The sequence below is a fragment of the Streptomyces sp. NPDC088261 genome (assembly GCF_044740805.1).
Taxonomy (GTDB): domain Bacteria; phylum Actinomycetota; class Actinomycetes; order Streptomycetales; family Streptomycetaceae; genus Streptomyces.
In genome coordinates this window covers 34,689-54,343 of the sequence record NZ_JBIURL010000014.1, presented here as the reverse complement: position 1 = coordinate 54,343, position 19,655 = coordinate 34,689, and the positions used below count along the sequence as shown (strand labels likewise).

Here is a 19,655-nt window from a genome sequence, read left to right as displayed (position 1 = left end):
CCAGCAGGAAGTTGGCGTGATGTTCCACCACTTGCTGAACCGGAGCGAACATGGCAATTCTTCAGGGCGCTACGGACACGTGGACGAAGTCCTCGTATTCCGGCGGTAACGGCGCTTGCGTCGAGGTCAAATCACCCGAGGTCCAGTCCATCGCCGTACGGGATTCAAAGGCACCCGAGGGGCCCTCGATCTCGTTCGTCCCCGCATCGTGGAATGCCTTCGTCCAGGAAATGAGCAGGGGCGCGTTCAACAACGGCTGACAGCCGCCGCGTCGGCGCCCCAAAAGTGAGAGCCCTCTCGACCGGTCCGCCGTCCTGGCCGAGGGGGCTCGGCCATGCCCCCGTCCCTCACGTACTCCCCAGCTCTCCACTCCCTCACCCGACCGCACGGGACCCGCATCCCGGCGGTCGTCTTTTTTTGCTTCGGACTCTGACGAAGTGCTCGCTCATCGTGTGGTCGTCGTCACGTTCACGACAACGCCCCGTGGAGTCAAGAACGAGTAAAATCGTTCGGCTTTCTGATCCCTGTTCACATTTATGACCTCAGGGGGCCTTGACCCGCCGCCGCGCCAGGCGGTTCAATCCCCCAAGTCCCCACTCCCGCACGGGGCCACCGCTGATCCGGACGTTCTGACGAAGAGCATCGACGTTCACAAGGCGGACCCCTGGAGGGGGCACATGAACAGCCTCGACTGGATCGTGCTCATCGCGTACTTCGGCGTGATGGTCGCGATCGGCATCTGGTCGCACAAGCGCGTGGACAACGTCAGCGACTTCTTCACCGCCGGCGGCAAGATGCCGTGGTGGCTGTCCGGCATCTCGCACCACATGTCCGGCTACAGCGCGGTGATGTTCACCGGCTACGCGGGCATCGCGTACGTCTACGGCGTCACGTCCTTCGTGACCTGGTCCCTGCCCATCGCCATCGGCATCGGGATCGGCGCGAAGCTCTTCGCGCCACGCCTCAACCGGCTGCGCTCACGGCTGCACGTCGCGTCGCCGCTCGAATACCTCAAGAACCGTTACGACGTGAAGACGCAGCAGGCGCTCGCCTGGTCGGGTCTGCTGCTGAAGATCGTGGACGTGGGCGCCAAGTGGGCCGCCATCGCCACCCTGCTCTCCGTCTTCACCGGGCTCTCCCTCAACCAGGGCATCCTCATCACCGGTGTCATCACGGGCATCTACTGCACGGTCGGCGGGCTGTGGGCCGACGCGCTCACCGAGCTGGGCCAGTTCATCATCCAGCTCTTCGCCGGGATCGCGATGCTCGTCGCCGTCATGGGCAAGCTGGGCGGGTTCAGTTCGCTGTGGACGGTGTGGGACAAGCTCCCCGACGGACACGCGGACCCGGTGGCGGGCCCGTACACCGTGACGTTCCTGCTGGCGTTCCTCTTCATCAAGACCTTCGAGTACAACGGCGGCATGTGGAACCAGGCGCAGCGCTACATGGCGACCGCCAACGCCCGTGAGGCCACCCGCTCGGCGCGGCTGTCGTCCCTCCTCTGGCTGGTCTGGCCGCTGGTCCTGTTCTTCCCGATGTGGTGCGCCCCGCTGCTCGTGAAGGCGCAGAAGCCGGACGCCTCGGACTCGTACGCCCTCATGGTCGAGCAGCTGCTGCCGCACGGGCTGCTGGGCCTGGTCATCGTCGGGTTCTTCTCGCACACCATGGCGATGTGCTCCTCCGACGCGAACGCCATCTCGGCGGTCTTCACCCGCGACATCGCGCCCGCCCTCTCCAAGGCGGCGCGCGGCTGGTCGGAGCGGGCGGGGCTGGCGGCGGCGCGGCTGTCGACCATCTCGTTCCTGGCGCTGTCCATGGCGATCGCCACCCAGGTCAACTCGCCGACGTTCAAGGACATCATCACCGTCGTTATCAAGTGGGTGGCCGGCCTGATGGGTCCGATCGCGATCCCGTTCATGCTGGGCATGCTCAAGACCTTCCGCAGGTCGGGTCCGACGGCGGCGCTCGTCAGCTGGGCGTTCGGGCTGCTGGCCTTCTGGCTGGTGAACTACCCGATCAACTGGAACGTCGACGGCGGGGTGCCGCTCCAGTACCAGGTGTCGGTCCCGCTGGCCGTCTCGCTGGTGCTGTACATCGTGATCGGCTTCCTCAAGCCCGAGGACACCCCGGAGCGCGATGTGCTGCTGGCGCGGATCAACGGCCAGGGCGACGGGGACGGTTCGGGCCTGACGGCCGCGTCGCTGAACCTGCCGGGGCAGGCGGGGCCGCGGGACGCGAAGGTGGCGGGCGGGAAGGCGTCGTCGGACGGCTGACCGGTTTTTCGGGGTACGTGAGCGCCGGGCGGGCTCGGTTCGGTCCGGGCCCGCCGGGCGCTCCGTATCGCCCCGTACCGGTGTCCTCCGTACGGCCGCCCTCCGAACCGCCGTTCTCCGTACCGCCGTTCAGCCCCGCGGGTAGCGCGCCAGCCAGCCGGACACCGCGACCGTCGGGCTGTGCAGGGCCGGCCCCTGCGTCATCTCCATCGCGAAGTCGTCGGCGAGTTCGAGGAGGGTCGGCCGGCCCTCCAGCTCCGCCAGCCAGGCCGGCGGCAGCGCCGTCTCCCCGTGCAGGGTCCCGAGCAGCGCCCCGCACAGCGTGCCGGTGGCGCCGGACGGGCCGTCGTGGTTGACGGCGAGGCGCAGCCCGTGGCGGATGTCCTCACCGACGAGCGCGCAGTACACGGCGACGGCCAACGCGTCCTCGGCGGCGCGGCCTTCGCCGAGTCCGGCGATACGGTCCGGTCCCGGAACGCCCTGTCGTACGGCGCCGAGCGCCGACCGGAGGGCCTGGGACACCGGTTCGTGCCCCGGGCGCGGGCCGAGCAGCAGCAGGGCCCGCGCCACGGACGCCTCCAGCGCCTCCCCCCGGGCCAGGCCGTGCACGATCACGGCGAAGGCGCCGGCGGAGAGGTACGCGGTGGGGTGGCCGTGCGTCTGCGCCGCGCACTCCACGGCGAGCTGGCACACCAACTGCGGTTCCCACCCCACGAGCAGGCCGAACGGCGCGGACCGTACGAGCGCGCCCGCGTCCCGCGCGGTGGGGTTCTTGGGCTTGTCGAGCGTGCCCATGAGGGTGTCGCCGAACCCGGTCAGGCAGGAGATGGTCGGGTCGCGGCGTACGTACAGCCACTCCTCCTGCGCGAGCCAGCCGTTGTCCTTGCGGCGGAGGTCGGGCCCCCAGTCGCGCTGCGTGGCCGCCCAGCGCAGGTGCGCGCGGTGCACGTCGGTCGGCGGGTGCCAGGCGCCGGTGTCCCTGCGGACCTGGGCGCGGATCAGTCCGTCCACGGTGAAGAGGGTCAGCTGGGTGGCGGCGGTGATCGCGCCGCGACGGCCGTACGCGCGTACGTAGTCGACGACGGCGTCCGAGCCGTGCACGCCCCGGATCTCGTCGAGCGTGAGTCCGGCGACGCCCGCCCCGAGCGCGTCCCCGATGGCGCCACCGAGCAGGCAGCCCCGTACCCGGCTGCGAAAGTCCTGCTGCTCCGCGCGCCCCCAGACGGCGGCTCCGGACGGTGTGCTCACGCGCCCCTCTCCCTTCACCGCGCCTCGCGCCGCACCTCTCGGCGGCTCGGTGCGCAGCACTGTAATCGAACGGGGACGGGGGGTGGCGGCGCGGGCGGAACCGGCGTGATCCAGGGGGTGCCCGCGGCCGATTCCGCACGTACCTCCGCCCGGCGGGCGATCGCCCACGCGTTGTCGCGGCGCAGGGCGATCGCGCGGTCCAGGTCCGCGAGGGCCTCGGTGTGGCGGCCCAGCCGGTGCAGGGCGCTGCCGCGGACCGCCGTCGCGTACGCGTCCCCGGGCGCGGCCCCGATCGCCCGGTCCAGCAGGGCCACCGCCTCCTCGTACCGTCCCGCCGCGCGCAGCGTCTCGCCCCAGGCCGTGAGGATCCCGGCGGTGTCCGGGGCCAGTTCGTCGGCGCGGCGGAAGCCGGCGAGGGCGGCCGGGGAGTCGCCGCGCCCGCGGTGGGCGAGCGGTCGGCCGAGGTACGCCTCGTACCGGCCGGGGCGAGGGCCAGCGACCGGTCGAGGTCGGCGAGCGCCGGCTCGTAGCCCGGCCCTCGGCGCTCAGGACGCGGCCGCGTACGCGGTGGGCCACCGCGCGGGGCGCCGGGTCGAGGGCGCCCGGCGTCGAGGAGGAGGCCGAGGGTGTTCCGTACACCCGTCCCTACGCCCGTACCCACGCCCGTCGCTGTCCCTGTCCGGACACCGGTCCCTACGCCCGTCCCTATGCCTGTCCGTACGCCCGCGCCGTCTTCGCCCAGCGCCGCGCCGAGCCGCCGCCCCACCTCCCGTACCACCGCCTCGTCCGTGTCCTCCCCCGCCTCCGCGAGCGCCTGGGCGCAGCGCAGGGCGGCGGCGAGGGCCGTCGCCGGGCGGGCGCGGAGGGAGTGGTCCGCCTCTTCCAGGCGCAGCCCGCGCCAACGGGGGCTCTGCCAGCGGTCATCGGCGCGGGGGCGGGTCGGGGCCGCGGTTTCCTCCCCCCGTCCCCGGGCAGGTGGGCGTCCCCCGCCCCTATCTCCGCCCCGGCCGCCGGGGCTCGGCGGGCGGAGGGGGCGGTGACAACGGTCGCTGACACAAGCCGCCGGGTTTTAGACCTCGTTGGCCACCGGCTCGTTCGGTAGCAGCGGGAGTAGTTGGGGCAGGTGGCCGTCCGAGGCGCTTGCCGCTGCCACACGTTCCTCCGGGACCTCGCCGTACAGCGTTGTCCTCGGGCGGGACGGGCGGCCCGCCGCTTCGGCGATGGCTGTCAGGTCCTTGACCGAGCGGTACGAGCCGTAACTGGAGCCCGCCATGCGGGAGATGGTCTCCTCCATCAGCGTGCCGCCCAGGTCGTTCGCGCCGGAGCGGAGCATCTCCGCCGCGCCCTCCGTGCCCAGCTTCACCCAGCTCGTCTGGATGTTGGTGATGTGCGGGTGCAGGAGGAGGCGGGCCATCGCCATCACCGCGCGGTTGTCGCGGTCCGTCGGGCCGGGGCGGGCGATGCCGGCCAGGTAGACGGGGGCGTTGGTGTGGATGAAGGGGAGCGTCACGAATTCTGTGAAGCCGCCCGTCTCCTGCTGGATGCGGGACAGCGTGCGGAAGTGGCCCAGCCAGTGGCGCGGCTGGTCGACGTGCCCGTACATCATCGTGGAGCTGGAGCGGATGCCCAGCTCGTGCGCCGTCTTCACCACCTCGATCCAGGTGGCCGTCGGCAGCTTGCCCTTGGTGAGGATCCAGCGCACCTCGTCGTCCAGGATCTCCGCCGCCGTGCCCGGGATCGAGTCAAGTCCCGCTTCCTTCGCGGCCGTCAGCCACTCGCGGATCGAAAGGCCCGTCCGCGAGGCGCCGTTGACGACCTCCATCGGGGAGAACGCGTGGACGTGCATGCCCGGGACGCGCTTCTTCACCGCGCGCGCGATGTCGAAGTACGCCGTCCCCGGGAGGTCCGGGTGGATGCCGCCCTGCATGCAGACCTCCACCGCGCCCACCTCCCACGCCTGTTCGGCGCGGTCGGCGACCTGGTCGAGGGAGAGGGTGTACGCGTCGGCGTCCGTACGGCGCTGGGCGAAGGCGCAGAAACGGCAGCCCGTGTAGCAGACGTTGGTGAAGTTGATGTTGCGGGTGACGATGTACGTGACGTCGTCGCCGACCACGTCCCGGCGCAGCGCGTCGGCGATACGGGTCAGCGCGTCCAGCGCCGGGCCGTCCGCGTGCAGCAGCGCCAGCGCCTCGTCGTCCGTCAGCTTCGTCGGGTCCGAAGCCGCCTGGCTGAGGGCCTGCTTCACGTCCGCGTCGATGCGGGACGGCACCATGCCGGGCGCGGCGGCCTCGCGCAGTTCCTCCCAGTCGCCGTACACGTGGTCGAAGTCGTCACGGCGGTCCGACGTACGGCCCTCCGTGTCGATCGTGCGGTGCAGGTCCGTACGGCCCGACGCGGTGAAGCCCTCGTCCGGTTCCTGCCAGGGGAGGCCGACCGGGGTGACGTCCTCGCGCGCCAATCCCGTCTCCGGGTCGGACAGCGCCCGGACGTGCGGCATCAGCCGGGGGTCCAGCCACGGCTCGCCCCGCTGAAGGAACTCCGGGTAGATGGTGAGCCGTTCCCGCAGCGCGAACCCGGCGGCGGCGGTCCGCTCGGCCAGTTCGTCCACCATCGGCCACGGCCGCTCGGGGTTGACGTGGTCGGGGGTCAGCGGCGAGACACCGCCCCAGTCGTCGATGCCCGCGCCGATCATCAGCGCGTACTCGCGGTCGACCAGGTTCGGCGGCGCCTGCACCCGCGCCGAAGGCCCCATGATGTGCCGGGTCACCGCGATCGCGGCGGCCAGTTCGTACAGGTCGGCGTCCGGCATCCCGCGCATGGCCGTGTCCGGCTTGGCGCGGAAGTTCTGGATGATGAACTCCTGGAGCCCGTGGTAGGCCCGGCTGGTCTTGCGCAGCGCGAACAGCGCCTCGGCGCGCTCCTCGTACGTCTCCCCGATGCCGATCAGGATCCCGCTGGTGAACGGGACGTTGGAGCGGCCCGCGTCCTCCAGCACCCGCAGCCGGACGGCCGGTTCCTTGTCGGGCGAGCCGTGGTGCGGGCCGCCGGGCTCGCTCCACAGCCGGGTCGCGGTCGTCTCCAGCATCATGCCCATCGACGGCGCGACCGGCTTGAGCCGCTGGAGATCGGTCCACGTCATGACCCCCGGGTTGAGGTGGGGCAGCAGGCCCGTCTCCTCCAGGACGCGGATGGCCATGGCCCGTACGTACGCGAGGGTGTCGTCGTACCCCTCGGCCTCCAGCCACTCCCGCGCCTCCGGCCACCGGTCCTCGGGCCGGTCGCCGAGCGTGAACAGCGCTTCCTTGCAGCCCAGTTCGGCGCCGCGCCGGGCGATGGCCAGGACCTCGTCGGGCGAGAGGAACATGCCGTGCCCGGCGCGGCGGAGCTTGCCGGGCACGGTCACGAACGTGCAGTAGTGGCACTTGTCACGGCACAGCCGGGTCAGCGGGATGAAGACCTTGCGGGAGTACGTGATGATCCCGGGCCGCCCGACCGCCGCCAGGCCGGCGTCCCGGACGCGGGCGGCCGAGGCGCGCAGGTCGGCGAGGTCGTCGCCGCGCGCCTGGAGGAGGACGGCGGCCTCGCCGACGTCCAGGGCGACGCCGTCCCGGGCCCGTTTCAGCGCCCGCCGCATGGAGTTGGCGGTGGGGGTCGAGGGGGTGGCGGGGGCGCCGGGAGCGGTGGGGGCTTCGGCGGCCGGCGCGCCGGCCAGGGTGTCGGCCTGCGCTGCGGTCGGTCGTCCGGCCTTGGGCTGATCAGGCACGTGCGTCGTCATCCTTCGAGGATACGTACGCCCCCGGGAAAGGCCCGGGGCCGCCGTCCGGACCACCCGGTCGGGTACGGAGAGGCACGGAAGAGGTACGGAAGCGGTTACGGAAGCGGTTACGGAAGAGGCGGACGTGCCGCGAGGCTTGCGCGCCCCCCGGACCCGCAGTAGAAAACAATCAAGATCCGACCTGCGGGGACACGACCCGGCCGACCCCCACGGCACCCCCGCGCGCGAGTGACCCGCCCCCACCCAGGGCGGTACGGACCCCTGCCCGCTCATTTCCCCTCGTCCCCCCACGAGCTGTACCTGAGGAGTTCTGATGCGTTCTCTTTCCCCTGCCTTCTCGCCGACCGGCGCCCCCGCCCGCCGCCGCAGGTCCGCCCTGCTGGGCGCGGCGGTCACCGCGGCCTTCGTCGCCGGCCTCATGACCCCCGCGTCCGCCTCCGCCGAGTCCAACGGCGGTCTGCGGATCATGCCGCTCGGCGACTCGATCACCGCCGGCTCCAACATCGCGGGCGCCTACCGCAACCGCCTGTGGGAGCGCGCGGCGGCCGACAAGCGCCTGGTCGACTTCGTCGGTACGCAGTACCACGGGCCCACCACGCTCCCCGACCGTGACAACGAGGGCCACTCCGGCTTCCGTATCGACCAGATCGACGCCCAGGTCGTGGACTGGGCGAAGCGCGCCAATCCCCGTACGGTCCTGCTCCACATCGGCACCAACGACATGACCCAGAACTACGACCTCGCCGGGGCGCCGGCCCGGCTGTCCGCCCTGATCGACCACCTCACGGCCGCCGCGCCGAACGCGGACGTCTTCGTCGCGAGCATCATCCCCTTCACCAACCCGGGGGTGGAGGCGCGGGGGAAGGCGTACAACGCGGCGATTCCCGGCATCGTCAGCCAGTGGGCGCAGAAGGGCCGCCGCGTCCACTTCATCGACATGCACAGCGCGCTCACGGCCGCCGACCTCGCGGACGGGGTGCATCCCACGGCGACCGGGTACGCCAAGATGGCCGACCGCTGGTACACGACGCTGCGGACGGGCCCCTGGATCTGACGGCTCCGTAACCACCTCACCAGCCGGCACCACGGCCGCGCCACCGACCACCGGGTCGGGCGGCGCGGCCGTTCGCGGATACGTGTCCTTTACGGGTACGGCCCCTCCGCCGCCTCCCCGCCATCCGCCGATCCCCCTCCCTTGCCCGCCGGTTCACGGCCGGACCCGAGACTTCACAGGCACGATCCGCGCGACCGCTCGTGTCCTTCTCGACCGCCGGGGGAATCGCCGCCATGCAGCCGGACGACACAGACACCAACGCCCATGCCAACGCCGACGCCGACTCCGACTCCGACTCCGGCAAGACGCCGGACCGGCGGACCCTCCTGATGACGGGAGCCGCCGCCGCGCTTACGTTGAGTACCGTGAGTTTCGCGAGCCCCGCCTCCGCCGACAGCAACGACGACGATGTCCCCCAGGTGACCAGAACCGTGCGGGGCACCCTCCCGCCCGGCTCCCCCGACTTCGTCTATCTCCCCGTCGAGGTCCCGCGCGGCGTCCGCGAGATCCGCGTCTCGTACACGTACGAACGCCCGGCCGTCCCCCCGGGCACCCAGGGCAACGCCCTCGACATCGGCGTCTTCGACGAGCGCGGCACCGCCCTCGGCGGCCGGGGCTTCCGGGGCTGGTCGGGCGGCGCCCGCACCGAGTTCTTCCTCCGCGCCGACGACGCGACCCCCGGCTACCTCCCCGGTCCGGTACGGGCCGGCACCTGGAACGTCGCGCTGGCCCCGTACACCGTCTCCCCGCAGGGTCTGGCGTACGAGGTCACCGTCACGCTCACCCTCGGCGCGCCCGGCACCACCCCCGCCCCCAGCTACCCGCCACGCCGGGCGAAGGGGCGCGGCCGGGCCTGGTACCGGGGCGACTGCCACCTCCACTCCGTGCACTCCGACGGCCGCCGCACCCCGGCCGAGATCGCCACGCTCGCCCGTACGGCCGGCCTGGACTTCATCAACACCAGCGAGCACAACACGTCCGCCGGGCACCGCGCGTGGGACGGCCTGTGGGGCGACGACCTGCTGATCCTCACCGGCGAGGAGGTCACGACGCGCAACGGCCACGTCCTGGCGATCGGCATGGACGCCGGTACGTTCGTGGACTGGCGCTACCGGGCCCGCGACAACCGCTTCGGGCACTACGCCCGCGAGATCCGGCGCGCGGACGGTCTGGTCGTGCCCGCGCACCCGCACGCGACCTGCATCGGCTGCAACTGGAAGTTCGGCCTCGGCGACGCGGACGCGGTGGAGGTGTGGAACGGCCCGTACACGGTGGAGGACGAGGTCTCTCTCGCGGACTGGGACAACACCCTGGTCTCGGCGGCCCGTTCGGACCGATCGGACCATCCGGTGCGGACCTGGACCCCGGCGATGGGCAACAGCGACGCCCACCGCGACCCCGACGCCATCGGCACCCCGCAGACGGTGGTCCTCGCCGAGGACCTGACCCGCGAGGCGATCCTCGCCGGCATCCGCGCGGGCCACAGCTACGTCGCCGAATCGGCCCGCGTCTCCCTGGCGTTCACCGCCTCCGGCGGCCGGGGCGCCCACGCGGGCATCGGCGAGCGGCTGCGCGTGGCCGACGACGACCCGGTGACGGTACGCCTGGAGGTCACCGGCGCCCCCGGCTGCACCGCCCACTTCGTCACCGACCAGGGCACGCTCCACACCACGACACTCCCGGCCTCGGGGACCGGCACGGTCGAGTGGCGCACGACGGCCTCGTACGCCACGTACGTCCGCGCGGAGGTCCGCCACCCGGCCACGGTCCCGGGCCTGCCGGGACCCCTGGCGGCCTTCACGAACCCGGTGTTCCTGGGTTCGTGAGCCTCTACACGGCCCCCGTCGCCCCGGCGAACGCCACGAAGGCGTTCCAGGCGGCGGGGGTGAGCATGAGGGCGGGGCCCTCGGGGTCCTTGGAGTCACGGACGGGGACGATGCCGGGGAGGTTGGTGGCGATCTCCAGGCAGTTGCCGCCGTTGTCGCTGCTGTAGCTGGACTTGCGCCACAGCGGGGGCGGCTCAGTGGCGGTCATCGCGGCAGGCCTGCGGCGAACGTCACGAAACCCGTCCAGGCGTGGGTGCTCAGCATGAGCACCGGGCCCTCGGGGGACTTCGAGTCACGGACAGGCACGACGCCGGGGACGACGCTGGTAATCTCCAGGCAATCTCCGCCGTTGTTGCTGCTGTAGCTGGACTTGCGCCACACGACACCGGGCAGACTGCTCGCGTTGATCATGGTCTCAAATCCTTCAAAGCGTCGGCAATCACGTCGATCGAGCGGCTGGGTGAAAGGGCATCAGCCATGAGCAAATCATAGACACGAGCAGCCCCCTTCACATGTTCCCGCTCGGCCAGGATTTGCCCCTGCAAGAAGCCGTCGACGTACACAACGTCCGGCCCCTCGTCCAGCGTAAGAGCGGAGAAAGGCCCGCCGACTCCCGCATGCGCTCCGGCGTCGAACGCGACCACTTGAAGCACGACGTTGGGCTTCTCCGCAGCCCTCAGAAGGTGATCGAGTTGACTACGCATCGTGTCAACGCGCCCCATGCGGCGACGAAGCACATTCTCGTCCAGCACGATCCACAGCTCCGGGGGCTTGTCCCTTGTGAGGATGTGTTGCCGTTCGAGCCGGGCCGTGACCAGTTCTTCGACGGTGTCGCGGTTCAACCGTCCTGCTGAGAGCACCGCTCGCGCATAGTCTGCCGTCTGCAACAGGCCCGGCACCACCTGCGCTTGGAACGTTCGGATCACCGTCGCCGCCGCCTCAAGGTCCACGAACGGCCGGAACCAGGCCGGATAGGCGTGCCTGATCACCACCGGACACAGCCGCGTGAAGAATTCGTCGGCGGCGAGCATCTTGTCCGCCACTACCGACAGCGGCTGCGTCGGGAGCCTTCTCGCCGCTTCAATCTTGTTCAGCAGCGAAGGCGCCATCAGCGCCTCCTTCGCCAGGGCGCGCTGCGACATGCCCGCCGCCTCGCGCCGACGCCGTAACTCCGTGGCGTAGAACGCCAGGACGGATTCCGACGGGTCCAACTCTTCTGCGTACGTCACGTGGACGGCCTTTCTGTGAAAGCACCCTTTGTCAATGCCACCCCCCTGTTGAGCGTACGCACGAATGGCCACGCTTGTCTCACAGACGGTAATCATTCACTGACGGAAGGGCACACCCCGTATGTACGAGCAGGACCTCCGGCAACCGGACCCGCCCGCGCCGCCCGGCGGCGGACCCGACGCGCTCGACGCACTCGTGGAGGCCGGGGGCTTCCACCGGCTCGTACCCGCCTGGGTACCGCGGGAATTCGCCCCGCCCACCATGGAATTGACGCTGCGCGTGGCGCACGGACTGAGGCGGTTGGCCGATGAGCAGCAGTGACGCGCGACGGCTCCTGTCGCAACTGACCGAGGCGTTCGGGGTGGACGGCATGCTGATCGTCCGGAAGTCCGAGCCGGGCACCGGGGACAACGACGGGGAAGGCGACGGCGCCGACCTCGTCCCCGGCTCCGGGCTGCGCTGGCCCAAGTGCCGGTGCGGGCAGCCGGTGTGTCCCGACTACCGGCCGGATCCGAACGGTTCGGAGGGCACGACGGGTTCGTCCGTCCCGCACCGGCCGCGGTGAACCCTGTCCCGGCCCGGACACGATCCTGTCGAAGCCTTGTGCAGACCGCCCCTCCTTGCTGACGCGCCCGCCTCCGACAAGGCAGACTGTCGAGGGCGATAACGGAAGTAGCGATACCGGTGGGGCGATACCGCGAAAGCCTCACCGGCGGCGGTGATACGGCAGCGGCAGGAGCGGGGGCAGGGAGCCATGGACCGTGACGGCGGGCCGCGTGGAGCGGATCAGCGGGCCCAGGTGACGTCCGACGGGACCGACGAGGCGGGCGGGGCGGGCGAGGTGGGCGGTGCTCTCCGGTTCAGCGTGCTCGGGCCCGTCCGTGCCTGGCTCGGCAGCGAGGGCCTGTCCACCGGGTCGCCGCAGCAACGCGCCCTGCTGGCGGCCCTCCTGCTCCGCGAGGGCCGTACCGCCACCGCCGGGGAGCTGATCGACGCCCTGTGGGGCGACGACCCTCCGTCGCAGGCGCTCGCCGCCGTACGGACGTACGCCTCCCGCCTCCGCAAGGTGCTGCCCCCGGGGGTCCTGGTCAGCGAGTCGGGCGGGTACGCGCTGCGCGCCAGACCCGACGCCCTCGACCTCGGTGTCGCCCAGGAGTTGGCGGCCGACGCGGAGAAGTCGCGGGCCGCCGGGGACCGTTCGCAGGCGCGGGCGCTCCTCAACCAGTCGCTCGGGCTGTGGGACGGCGAGGCCCTCGCCTCCGTACCCGGGCCGTACGCGGAGACGCAGCGCATCCGGCTGGAGGAGTGGCGGCTCCAGCTCACCGAGACCCGGCTGGACCTGGACCTGGAGCTGGGCTGCCACGCCGAGGCCGTCTCCGAGCTGACCGCCCTCACCGCCGCGCACCCCCTGCGGGAACGGCTGCGCGAGCTGCTGATGCTGGCCCTCTACCGCAGCGGACGGCAGGCCGAAGCGCTCGCCGTCTACGCCGACACCCGCCGGCTCCTCGCCGACGAACTGGGCGTCGACCCCCGCCCCGAACTGGCCAGGCTCCAGCAGCGGATCCTCCGGGCGGACGCGGAACTGGCCCGCCCGGTGGAGGAGCCCGCGCCCGTCCACACCGTCATGCGCCCCGCCCAACTGCCCGCGAACGTGCCGGACTTCACCGGGCGCGCCTCCTTCGTACGGGAGCTGGGCGAACGGCTCGCCGCCGCCGACGGGTCCGTGATGGCGGTCTCCGCGCTGGCCGGCATCGGCGGGGTCGGCAAGACGACCCTCGCCGTCCACCTGGCGCACGAGGCCCGGCCGCACTTCCCCGACGGGCAGTTGTACGTGGACCTCATGGGCGCCGGGCCCCGGGCGGCCGAACCGGAGACCGTACTGGGCGCGTTCCTCCGGGCGTTGGGCACACCGGACACCGCGATCCCCGACACGCTGGAGGAGCGGTCCGCGCTCTACCGGTCGGCGCTGGACGGCCGCCGCATCCTCGTCCTCCTGGACAACGCGCGCGACGCCGCGCAGATCCGGCCGCTGCTGCCCGGGACCACGGGCTGCGCGGCGCTCCTCACCAGCCGGGTCAGGATGGTCGACCTGGCGGGCGCGCACCTGGTCGACCTGGACGTGATGTCTCCGGAGGAGGCGCTCCAGCTGTTCATCCGCATAGTGGGCGAGGAGCGGGTGACCTCGGAGCGCAAGGCGGCGCTGGACGTCGTCGGCGCGTGCGGCTTTCTTCCGCTGGCGATCCGGATCGCGGCGTCACGGCTGGCGGCCCGGCGGACGTGGACGGTCTCCGTCCTGGCCGCGAAGCTCGCGGACGAGCGGCGGCGGCTGGACGAACTCCAAGCGGGCGACCTGGCGGTCAAGGCCACGTTCGAACTGGGTTACGGGCAGCTGGAGCCGGCGCAGGCGCGCGCGTTCCGGCTGCTGGGCCTGGTGGACGGCCCGGACATCTCGCTGGCCGCTGCCGCCGCCGTACTGGATCTGCCGGAGCACGCCGCGGAGGACGTCCTGGAGTCGCTGGTCGACACGTCCCTCGTGGAGTCCGCCGCGCCGGGCCGCTACCGCTACCACGACCTGGTACGGCTCTACGCGCGTGCGTGCGCGGAGCGCGACGAACACCCCCCGGCCGGGCGGGAGGCGGCGCTGTCCCGGCTGCTGGACTTCTACCTGGCGACAGCGGCGAAGGTCTACGCGATCGAGCGGCCCGGTGACCGGCTGGTGGACCACCTGGAGCCGACGGCGTACGAGGGCCTGTCGTTCGACGACCGGCACGACGCGCTGGACTGGCTGTACGCGGAGGCGGACTGCCTGCTCGCCTCCGTACGTCAGTCCACCGGACCCGGCGCGCTCCGCCGGGCCGTCGATCTCCTGTGGGCGGCCAAGGACTTGGGCGAGTCGGGCGCCAACTCCAAGCAGTACGAGTCGTCGGCGCTCGCGGTCCTGGAGGCGGCCAGGGCCGCCGACGACGCGCGGGCCGAGGGGCGCGCGCGGACGGCGCTGACCAACGTTCACCTGGTGGCCGGGCGCTTCAACGAGGCCGACGAGGAGGCCAGGCTCGCGATGCTGCTGGCCGACAAGGCGCGGGACCCGCTGCCGAGTTGCTGGGCGCCCAACGACCGCGGCATCATCGCCATTTACCAGGAGCGGCCCGCCGAGGGCGAGGGGTTCCTGCTCCAGGCGATCGAGAACTTCCGCGCCGACAACAACCTCGTCGGCGAGGCGAGCGCGCTGTGCAACCTCTCGCGCATCCACCTGTCGCTCGGCCGGACCTCCAGCGCCATCGAACTGGCCCAGCAGGGCATCGACATCTACGACGACATGGGCCTGACCCTGCGCCTGGCGAACGGCCGGTACGCCCTGGGCATCGCCCTGACCCGGGCCAACCGCCTGGCCGAGGCGCTCGACCAGCTCACCGAGGCGCTGGAGCTGTTCCGCGACAACCGCCAGCCGCTGTGGGAGGGCGTCACCCACTTCCGGCTGGCCGAGGTCCACCTGGTCGCCCGCCGCCCCACGCTCGCCGCGTCCCACGCCGAACAGGCCATCGCGCTGCGGGGCATCGGCGGCGAGTGGCGGCGCGGGACGGTGCTGACCGTACTGGGCAAGGCGCTCGACAGCATCGGCCAGCCGGGCCGGGCCCGCGCCTGCTGGCGGGAGGCGCTCGACATCTACGAGCGGCTGGGCTCCGCCGAGGCGGAGGAGACCCGGAGCCTCCTCTCGCCCCTCGCGGCGGCGTGAGGTCAAGATCACTGGGCTCGTTCATCGTTCGTTTATCGGCGCACGGCAGTCTTACGTCCATCGACCCGTCGCGTCGGGGGGCAGACGGTCGATGGGGGGAAGCCGGGCCACTTCTGCGGAACGGCTGCGGGAGCCCGACCGACAGTCCCCGGGGGAATTGTCGGTCGGGCGTCCTTGATCATGTGTCAAGACAGATAGGGGAGTTGACGACGATGAGCGACGTTACGAAGCCTGCCAAGAAGCCTGTGGACGGTCTGAAGCCACTCGACAACCACGCGTCGGGCGCGGAGGTGGGCGGCACGACCGCCACCACGCCGAAGCCGGTCGCCGCGGGCGACATCACCACGCTCGACAACCACGCCTCGGGTGAAGAGATCACCACGATGGACAACCACGCGTCCTCCCCGCCGCCGAAGCCCTGAGCCGGAAGCCCTGAGCCGGAAGCCATGAGCTGAACGACCACGACGGGGAACGAACGGCCGCGGCGGCGCGGAGGGGGAGCCGTCGCGGCCGTTTCGTGCGTACCGGCTCACAGCAGAGGGGCTGATCGGCGCACCCGGCCGAGGTCCCTCAGGCGGGTTCGGCGTCGAGGGCGCGTCCGGCGGGACTGCGGGTGTGCGTCCAGGCGGGCAGGGCGGTCAGCGCCCCGACCGCCAGCAAGGTGACGAGTGCGGCGGTGAGCAGCCACGATCCCGGGGGTGTGACCGGTGTGCCGAAGATCCAGTACAGGCCGATCCCGACCGGGATTCCGGCCGCCACTCCGGGTACGGCGGTCAGGAGTTGCGCCACGCAGTGCGCGGTGACGACCTGTCCCGGGGTGGCGCCGAGGGTACGGGTGATGGTCAGGGCGCGACGGGCCTGGATGGCGGTGCTCCGGCCGAGGAGCATGGTGTTGAGCGTGGACAGTGCCACCAGAGCGAGCGTGACGGCGAGCAGCACCTGACCTGTTCGGTCGGTCCGTACCTCGATGGGGCCGTACCGCCGATAGGCGGGGGTCGCGTCGAGTTCGGTGCGCCAGGTGAGCATCGCGGTGACCATGACGGTGGTGGCGGCTGTACCGGCGGAGGCCAGGAAGGCGCGGCCGGGCCGGCGGGCGAGCAGTCGGACTCCGAGCAGCAGGGGGGTCGGCAGGTACGCCGTCACGACGTTCAGGCGCGGGTGGTGCGGGGGCCGGTGCGCGGGGTCGGCCAGCGCGTGGACGGTGCTGCCGCGGGCGGCGCGTACGGCGGGACCGATCGCGCCGATGGCGGCGACCATGACGGCGAGGAGGACCGCCGCGGTGACGGTGTTGGCGTCCGGAGGGCTGACGGTGCTGAGCAGCCCGTCGCTGGGATCGACCAGGTGGGGTGCGGCCAGCGCTCCGACGGCCAGTCCGAGTGCGGTGGCCAGCACGGTCAGCAGGAGGTGTTGCGTCAGCAGTACGGCCGTGACGGTGCCGGGGCCGGCGCCGACGGCCTTGAGCACCGCGGCGCGCCGGTGGTCGCGGGCGGCGCGTGTGGTGGCGAGGGCGGCGAGGGTGACGGTCGCGGCGACGGCGAGCAGCCAGCCGCCGACGACCAGGGCGGGCTGGGTCTCGCGGATCATGTTCGTGTCCGTCCGGAGGACCGTCTGCCAGGTGGGGGTGTTGACCCAGGCGGCGCCCCTGGCCTCGCGGGGGAACTCGGTTTCGCGCCAGCGGAGGGCCGCGGCGGGGTCGGTCAGTCTCAGGTGGATCTGGTAGACACCGGGGGTGTCGCCGGCCGCTGTACGGGTGTCGGCGGTGGTGAGCCAGATCCTGCCGCCGTAATCGCCGGGCCCGGGGCCTTGGGCCCAGTTGCTCCATGGATACACCGGGGTGGCCGCGCTGATCGCGGGGCCGACGACCGGGTAGCCGCGCCCGCCGATGGTGACGCGGTCGCCGACGTGGACGCCGAGTGCCTGGGCGAAGCCGCGTTCGAGCACCGCGCCGCCGGGACGCACCCAGGTTCCGGAGGTCACCAGCGGTCGGTCCACGGCCGACGGTGAGGTGTCGCGTCCCTCGACCGAGGAGCTAGCGGTTCGGCCATGTGCCCGGACGGCGGTGGTGAAGGCGAAAACCGGGCGGGCTTGTGCGGCCACGCCGGGCGTGTCCGCGAGGGCTTCGGCCACGGGGGACGGGTCCCCGGCCGTCGTGATGGCGGTGATGTCCGGGCCGAGCGTGGCCGCGCGGGTTTTCAGGTACCCGGTGGTCACGGCGTTGTTGGTCGCGACTCCGAGGGCCAGGCTGGCGGTGGAGACGGTGACCGCGAGCAGGAGCATGAGGGCTTCGCCGGGGCGGCGGCGCAGGTCGCGCAGGATCAGGCGCCCCGTCAGCAGCAGTTTCCCCACGGTCAGTTCTCCCAGCTCAAGAGTGTGCCGAGCCCGGTGGTGCCGTCGCCGGGGTCCAGGTGGGTGTCGTCGGCCAGCGTGCCGTCGCGCAGGGAGACGACGCGGTCGGCGCAGGCGGCGACGCGCTCGTCGTGCGTCACCATGACCAGGGTCTGGCCGAAGGCGCGCAACTCGTCGAAGAGCCGCAGGACGTCGTGGGTCGCGGCGCTGTCGAGGTTGCCGGTGGGCTCGTCGGCGAGGACGACCAGCGGATCGTTGACCAGGGCTCGTGCGATGGCGACCCGCTGCCGCTGGCCGCCGGACAACTCCGAGGGCAGATGCCGGGCCCGGTCGGCGAGTCCGACGCGGTCGAGGAGTCCGGCGGCGCGCCGCCGGGCGGCGCGGGGTGAGGCGCCGGCGAGCAGCGCGGGCAGCTCGACGTTCTCCGCCGCGGTCAGCTCGTCCATCAGGTGGCAGGCCTGGAAGACGAACCCGATGGTGCGGCGCCGCAGGCGGGCCAGATCCCGCTCGCCGAGGTCGTCGACGCGCCGCCCGCCGAGCCACACCTCGCCGTCGGTGGGCCGGTCGAGACCGCCGAGGAGTTGGAGGAACGTGGACTTGCCGCAGCCGCTGGGGCCGGTCACGGCGAGGGTCTGCCCGGCGGGGACGTCGAGGTCGATCCCGTCGACGGCCCACACCAGGCTTTCGCCCTCCCCGTACACGCGCGACAGGCCGACCGCGCGCAGCACCGGTCCCGCCGCCTCGTCGGGTGGGCGGCCGGTCCACGCAGGGTCCGGGCCGTCGTCCGTACCCCTCCGCCCCGACCGACTTCTGATCCGCTGACCGTCTCTCGTCATCCGTTTCCCTTGCCTTTCCCAGACGAGGCGCGGGTGGACCAGATCCGCTCGCACGCCTCCAGCCAGCGCAGATCCGCCTGCCATCGCAGGGCGATGCCCTCCAGGAGCAGTCCGGCCTCCGAGTCCGTGTCGTGAGCGAGGGCGGCGCGCTGGGCTTCGGCCAGGCGGCGTATCAACTCCCGCCGCCGCGCGTCCACGAGCACCAGAGGGTCGGCCAGATCCGACTCGGCGGCGGCCACCAGCTTGAGGTGGAACTCCGTGATGTCCGCTCTGGCGCCGACACCGTCGGCCATCCAGGCGGACGCCCGCTCCTGCCCGGCGGCCGTCAGCGCGTACACCTTGCGGCGCGGGCCCCGCACGGACAGATCCTCCCGCTCCATGACGACCAGGCCCGCTTTCTCAAGCCGGGTGAGCGTCACGTAGATCTGCCCCGCGTTCAGGGTCTCCCCCAACGGTCCGAGCGCCGCCAGCAACCGTCTGCGCAGGTCATAGCCGTGCAGCGGCTCCTTGACCAGCAGTGCCAGCACCACGTCCTGCACGGGCCTCCCCTCCTCCGCGAGCAGTCAATGAATAACGGTTATCCATTGGGGGTGTCAAGACGACTCCGTGTGCCCCATCAGCGGTCAGGGCGCGGGGTTAAGGGGAGGACGGACCGTGAACGACCGAGGGGCCGGGCTCATCGCCCGGCCCCTCGGTCGTTCGTCCGTCCGCGCTCAACTCACCACGCGGGCCGTCGCCTTGCAGGTGGTGACGTTCCTGAGGGTGCTCGGGGTCTCCATGCGGATCCGTAGCGTCGTGGACTCCCCGCTGTCCAGGGTCACTTCGGTGTCCGCGTTGTCGAGCACCGCGCCCGAAGAGCCGCGGAAGTCCACATCGACCTCGTAGGTCGCGGTGGGGCCGGTCGGGGCCTCGACCCGTACCGTCGCGTACGTGACGGCCTTTCGCTTGCCTTTGGCCTTGCGGACGCACGTGACGACTTCGGCCACGACGCCGTTCCCCGAGGTCGCCGTGGCGGTCGGGGCGCTGGTGTAGGTGTCACCTGACGCGTAGTCGGTGTCGGACTCGTAGTCGTCGGAGTCCGCGTGCGATCCGCCGTACGAACCGTTGCTCTTCTTCGAGTTGGAGCAGCCTCCCCCGCCGCCACCGCTGCTCGACCCGCTCGATCCCTTGCTCCCGCTCTTGCCGTGGCCCGACGAGAAGCCCGTCAGGGCCAGGACCACCGCGACCAGTACGGCCGCGAACTTCACACGTCGGCGTATCACGTTCTCTTTCCAACTCCCCCGTAATCGCTCCCGGTCACCCTGGTGACGCAGGTCACGATTCTGCCATGTCAC

At 71.9% G+C, this 19,655-nt stretch carries 17 protein-coding genes and 1 pseudogene; 8 read left to right on the top strand and 10 right to left on the bottom strand.

Annotated elements, in window-relative coordinates:
* Positions 1 to 50: 50 nt before the first annotated feature.
* Together ACIODU_RS24765 and ACIODU_RS24760 are read left to right on the top strand one after the other, a co-directional pair.
* Positions 51 to 260 (top strand): DUF397 domain-containing protein, encoded by a 210-nt coding sequence (locus ACIODU_RS24765; protein ID WP_356426728.1) that lies wholly within the window; start codon positions 51 to 53, stop codon positions 258 to 260.
* Positions 261 to 677: 417 nt separating this feature from the next.
* On the top strand, positions 678 to 2,273 hold the full coding sequence (locus ACIODU_RS24760) for a sodium:solute symporter family protein (protein WP_356426727.1): 1,596 nt from the start codon (positions 678 to 680) through the stop codon (positions 2,271 to 2,273).
* Between the two features lie 129 nt (positions 2,274 to 2,402).
* Here ACIODU_RS24760 and ACIODU_RS24755 read toward each other — a convergent pair whose 3' ends face one another.
* The 3 genes and pseudogenes from ACIODU_RS24755 to ACIODU_RS24745 form a co-directional block, all read right to left on the bottom strand.
* Positions 2,403 to 3,521: an ADP-ribosylglycohydrolase family protein gene (locus ACIODU_RS24755; RefSeq protein ID WP_401769934.1), complete on the bottom strand. Its 1,119-nt coding sequence runs from the start codon at positions 3,519 to 3,521 to the stop codon at positions 2,403 to 2,405.
* 14 nt (positions 3,522 to 3,535) lie between these two features.
* Positions 3,536 to 3,946 (bottom strand): annotated as a pseudogene (locus tag ACIODU_RS24750) (tetratricopeptide repeat protein); the annotation flags it as partial.
* A gap of 644 nt (positions 3,947 to 4,590) precedes the next feature.
* On the bottom strand, positions 4,591 to 7,296 hold the full coding sequence (locus ACIODU_RS24745) for a bifunctional FO biosynthesis protein CofGH (protein ID WP_401769933.1): 2,706 nt from the start codon (positions 7,294 to 7,296) through the stop codon (positions 4,591 to 4,593).
* Positions 7,297 to 7,609: 313 nt separating this feature from the next.
* Here ACIODU_RS24745 and ACIODU_RS24740 point away from each other — a divergent pair, with 313 nt between their 5' ends.
* Both ACIODU_RS24740 and ACIODU_RS24735 read left to right on the top strand, forming a co-directional pair.
* A complete protein-coding gene (locus ACIODU_RS24740) occupies positions 7,610 to 8,350 on the top strand; it encodes an SGNH/GDSL hydrolase family protein (protein ID WP_401769932.1) in 741 nt (246 codons plus the stop codon).
* A gap of 329 nt (positions 8,351 to 8,679) precedes the next feature.
* A complete protein-coding gene (locus ACIODU_RS24735; RefSeq protein ID WP_401770036.1) occupies positions 8,680 to 10,176 on the top strand; it encodes a CehA/McbA family metallohydrolase in 1,497 nt (498 codons plus the stop codon).
* Between the two features lie 4 nt (positions 10,177 to 10,180).
* On the opposite strand, the gene ACIODU_RS24730 is transcribed toward ACIODU_RS24735, so the two are convergent.
* Genes ACIODU_RS24730 through ACIODU_RS24720 form a run of 3 tightly spaced genes read right to left on the bottom strand, consistent with a single transcriptional unit; the run spans position 10,181 to position 11,405 of the window.
* A complete protein-coding gene (locus tag ACIODU_RS24730) occupies positions 10,181 to 10,384 on the bottom strand; it encodes a DUF397 domain-containing protein (RefSeq protein WP_401769931.1) in 204 nt (67 codons plus the stop codon).
* Positions 10,381 to 10,587 carry a DUF397 domain-containing protein gene (locus ACIODU_RS24725; protein WP_401769930.1) on the bottom strand — a complete coding sequence of 69 codons (207 nt, stop codon included), beginning with the start codon at positions 10,585 to 10,587 and terminating at the stop codon, positions 10,381 to 10,383. The genes ACIODU_RS24730 and ACIODU_RS24725 overlap by 4 nt, the downstream gene beginning before the upstream one ends.
* The gene (locus ACIODU_RS24720; RefSeq protein ID WP_401769929.1) at positions 10,584 to 11,405 is read right to left on the bottom strand and encodes a Scr1 family TA system antitoxin-like transcriptional regulator; all 822 of its coding nucleotides are present in this window, start codon (positions 11,403 to 11,405) and stop codon (positions 10,584 to 10,586) included. The genes ACIODU_RS24725 and ACIODU_RS24720 overlap by 4 nt, the downstream gene beginning before the upstream one ends.
* 121 nt (positions 11,406 to 11,526) lie before the next feature.
* Between ACIODU_RS24720 and ACIODU_RS24715 the strand changes: the two genes are divergently transcribed.
* The 4 genes from ACIODU_RS24715 to ACIODU_RS24700 all read left to right on the top strand — a co-directional run bounded on the left by ACIODU_RS24715 (position 11,527) and on the right by ACIODU_RS24700 (position 15,561).
* Positions 11,527 to 11,727 carry a hypothetical protein gene (locus ACIODU_RS24715; RefSeq protein WP_356426714.1) on the top strand — a complete coding sequence of 67 codons (201 nt, stop codon included), beginning with the start codon at positions 11,527 to 11,529 and terminating at the stop codon, positions 11,725 to 11,727.
* On the top strand, positions 11,714 to 11,971 hold the full coding sequence (locus ACIODU_RS24710) for a hypothetical protein (protein ID WP_401769928.1): 258 nt from the start codon (positions 11,714 to 11,716) through the stop codon (positions 11,969 to 11,971). The genes ACIODU_RS24715 and ACIODU_RS24710 overlap by 14 nt, the downstream gene beginning before the upstream one ends.
* A gap of 189 nt (positions 11,972 to 12,160) precedes the next feature.
* Positions 12,161 to 15,139, top strand: coding sequence for a BTAD domain-containing putative transcriptional regulator (locus ACIODU_RS24705; protein WP_401769927.1), 2,979 nt, complete (start codon positions 12,161 to 12,163; stop codon positions 15,137 to 15,139).
* 212 nt (positions 15,140 to 15,351) lie between these two features.
* Positions 15,352 to 15,561: a sigma-like protein gene (locus ACIODU_RS24700; protein WP_401769926.1), complete on the top strand. Its 210-nt coding sequence runs from the start codon at positions 15,352 to 15,354 to the stop codon at positions 15,559 to 15,561.
* Between the two features lie 148 nt (positions 15,562 to 15,709).
* On the opposite strand, the gene ACIODU_RS24695 is transcribed toward ACIODU_RS24700, so the two are convergent.
* The 4 genes from ACIODU_RS24695 to ACIODU_RS24680 form a co-directional block, all read right to left on the bottom strand.
* Entirely contained in the window at positions 15,710 to 17,485 is a 1,776-nt protein-coding gene (locus ACIODU_RS24695) for an FtsX-like permease family protein (protein ID WP_401769925.1), read from the bottom strand.
* A gap of 2 nt (positions 17,486 to 17,487) precedes the next feature.
* Positions 17,488 to 18,321, bottom strand: coding sequence for an ABC transporter ATP-binding protein (locus ACIODU_RS24690; RefSeq protein WP_401769924.1), 834 nt, complete (start codon positions 18,319 to 18,321; stop codon positions 17,488 to 17,490).
* Positions 18,318 to 18,860, bottom strand: coding sequence for a PadR family transcriptional regulator (locus tag ACIODU_RS24685; protein ID WP_401769923.1), 543 nt, complete (start codon positions 18,858 to 18,860; stop codon positions 18,318 to 18,320). Before ACIODU_RS24685 ends, ACIODU_RS24690 begins: the two co-directional genes overlap by 4 nt.
* A 174-nt stretch (positions 18,861 to 19,034) precedes the next feature.
* Positions 19,035 to 19,583, bottom strand: coding sequence for a hypothetical protein (locus tag ACIODU_RS24680; protein WP_401769922.1), 549 nt, complete (start codon positions 19,581 to 19,583; stop codon positions 19,035 to 19,037).
* Between the last annotated feature and the right edge of the window lie 72 nt (positions 19,584 to 19,655).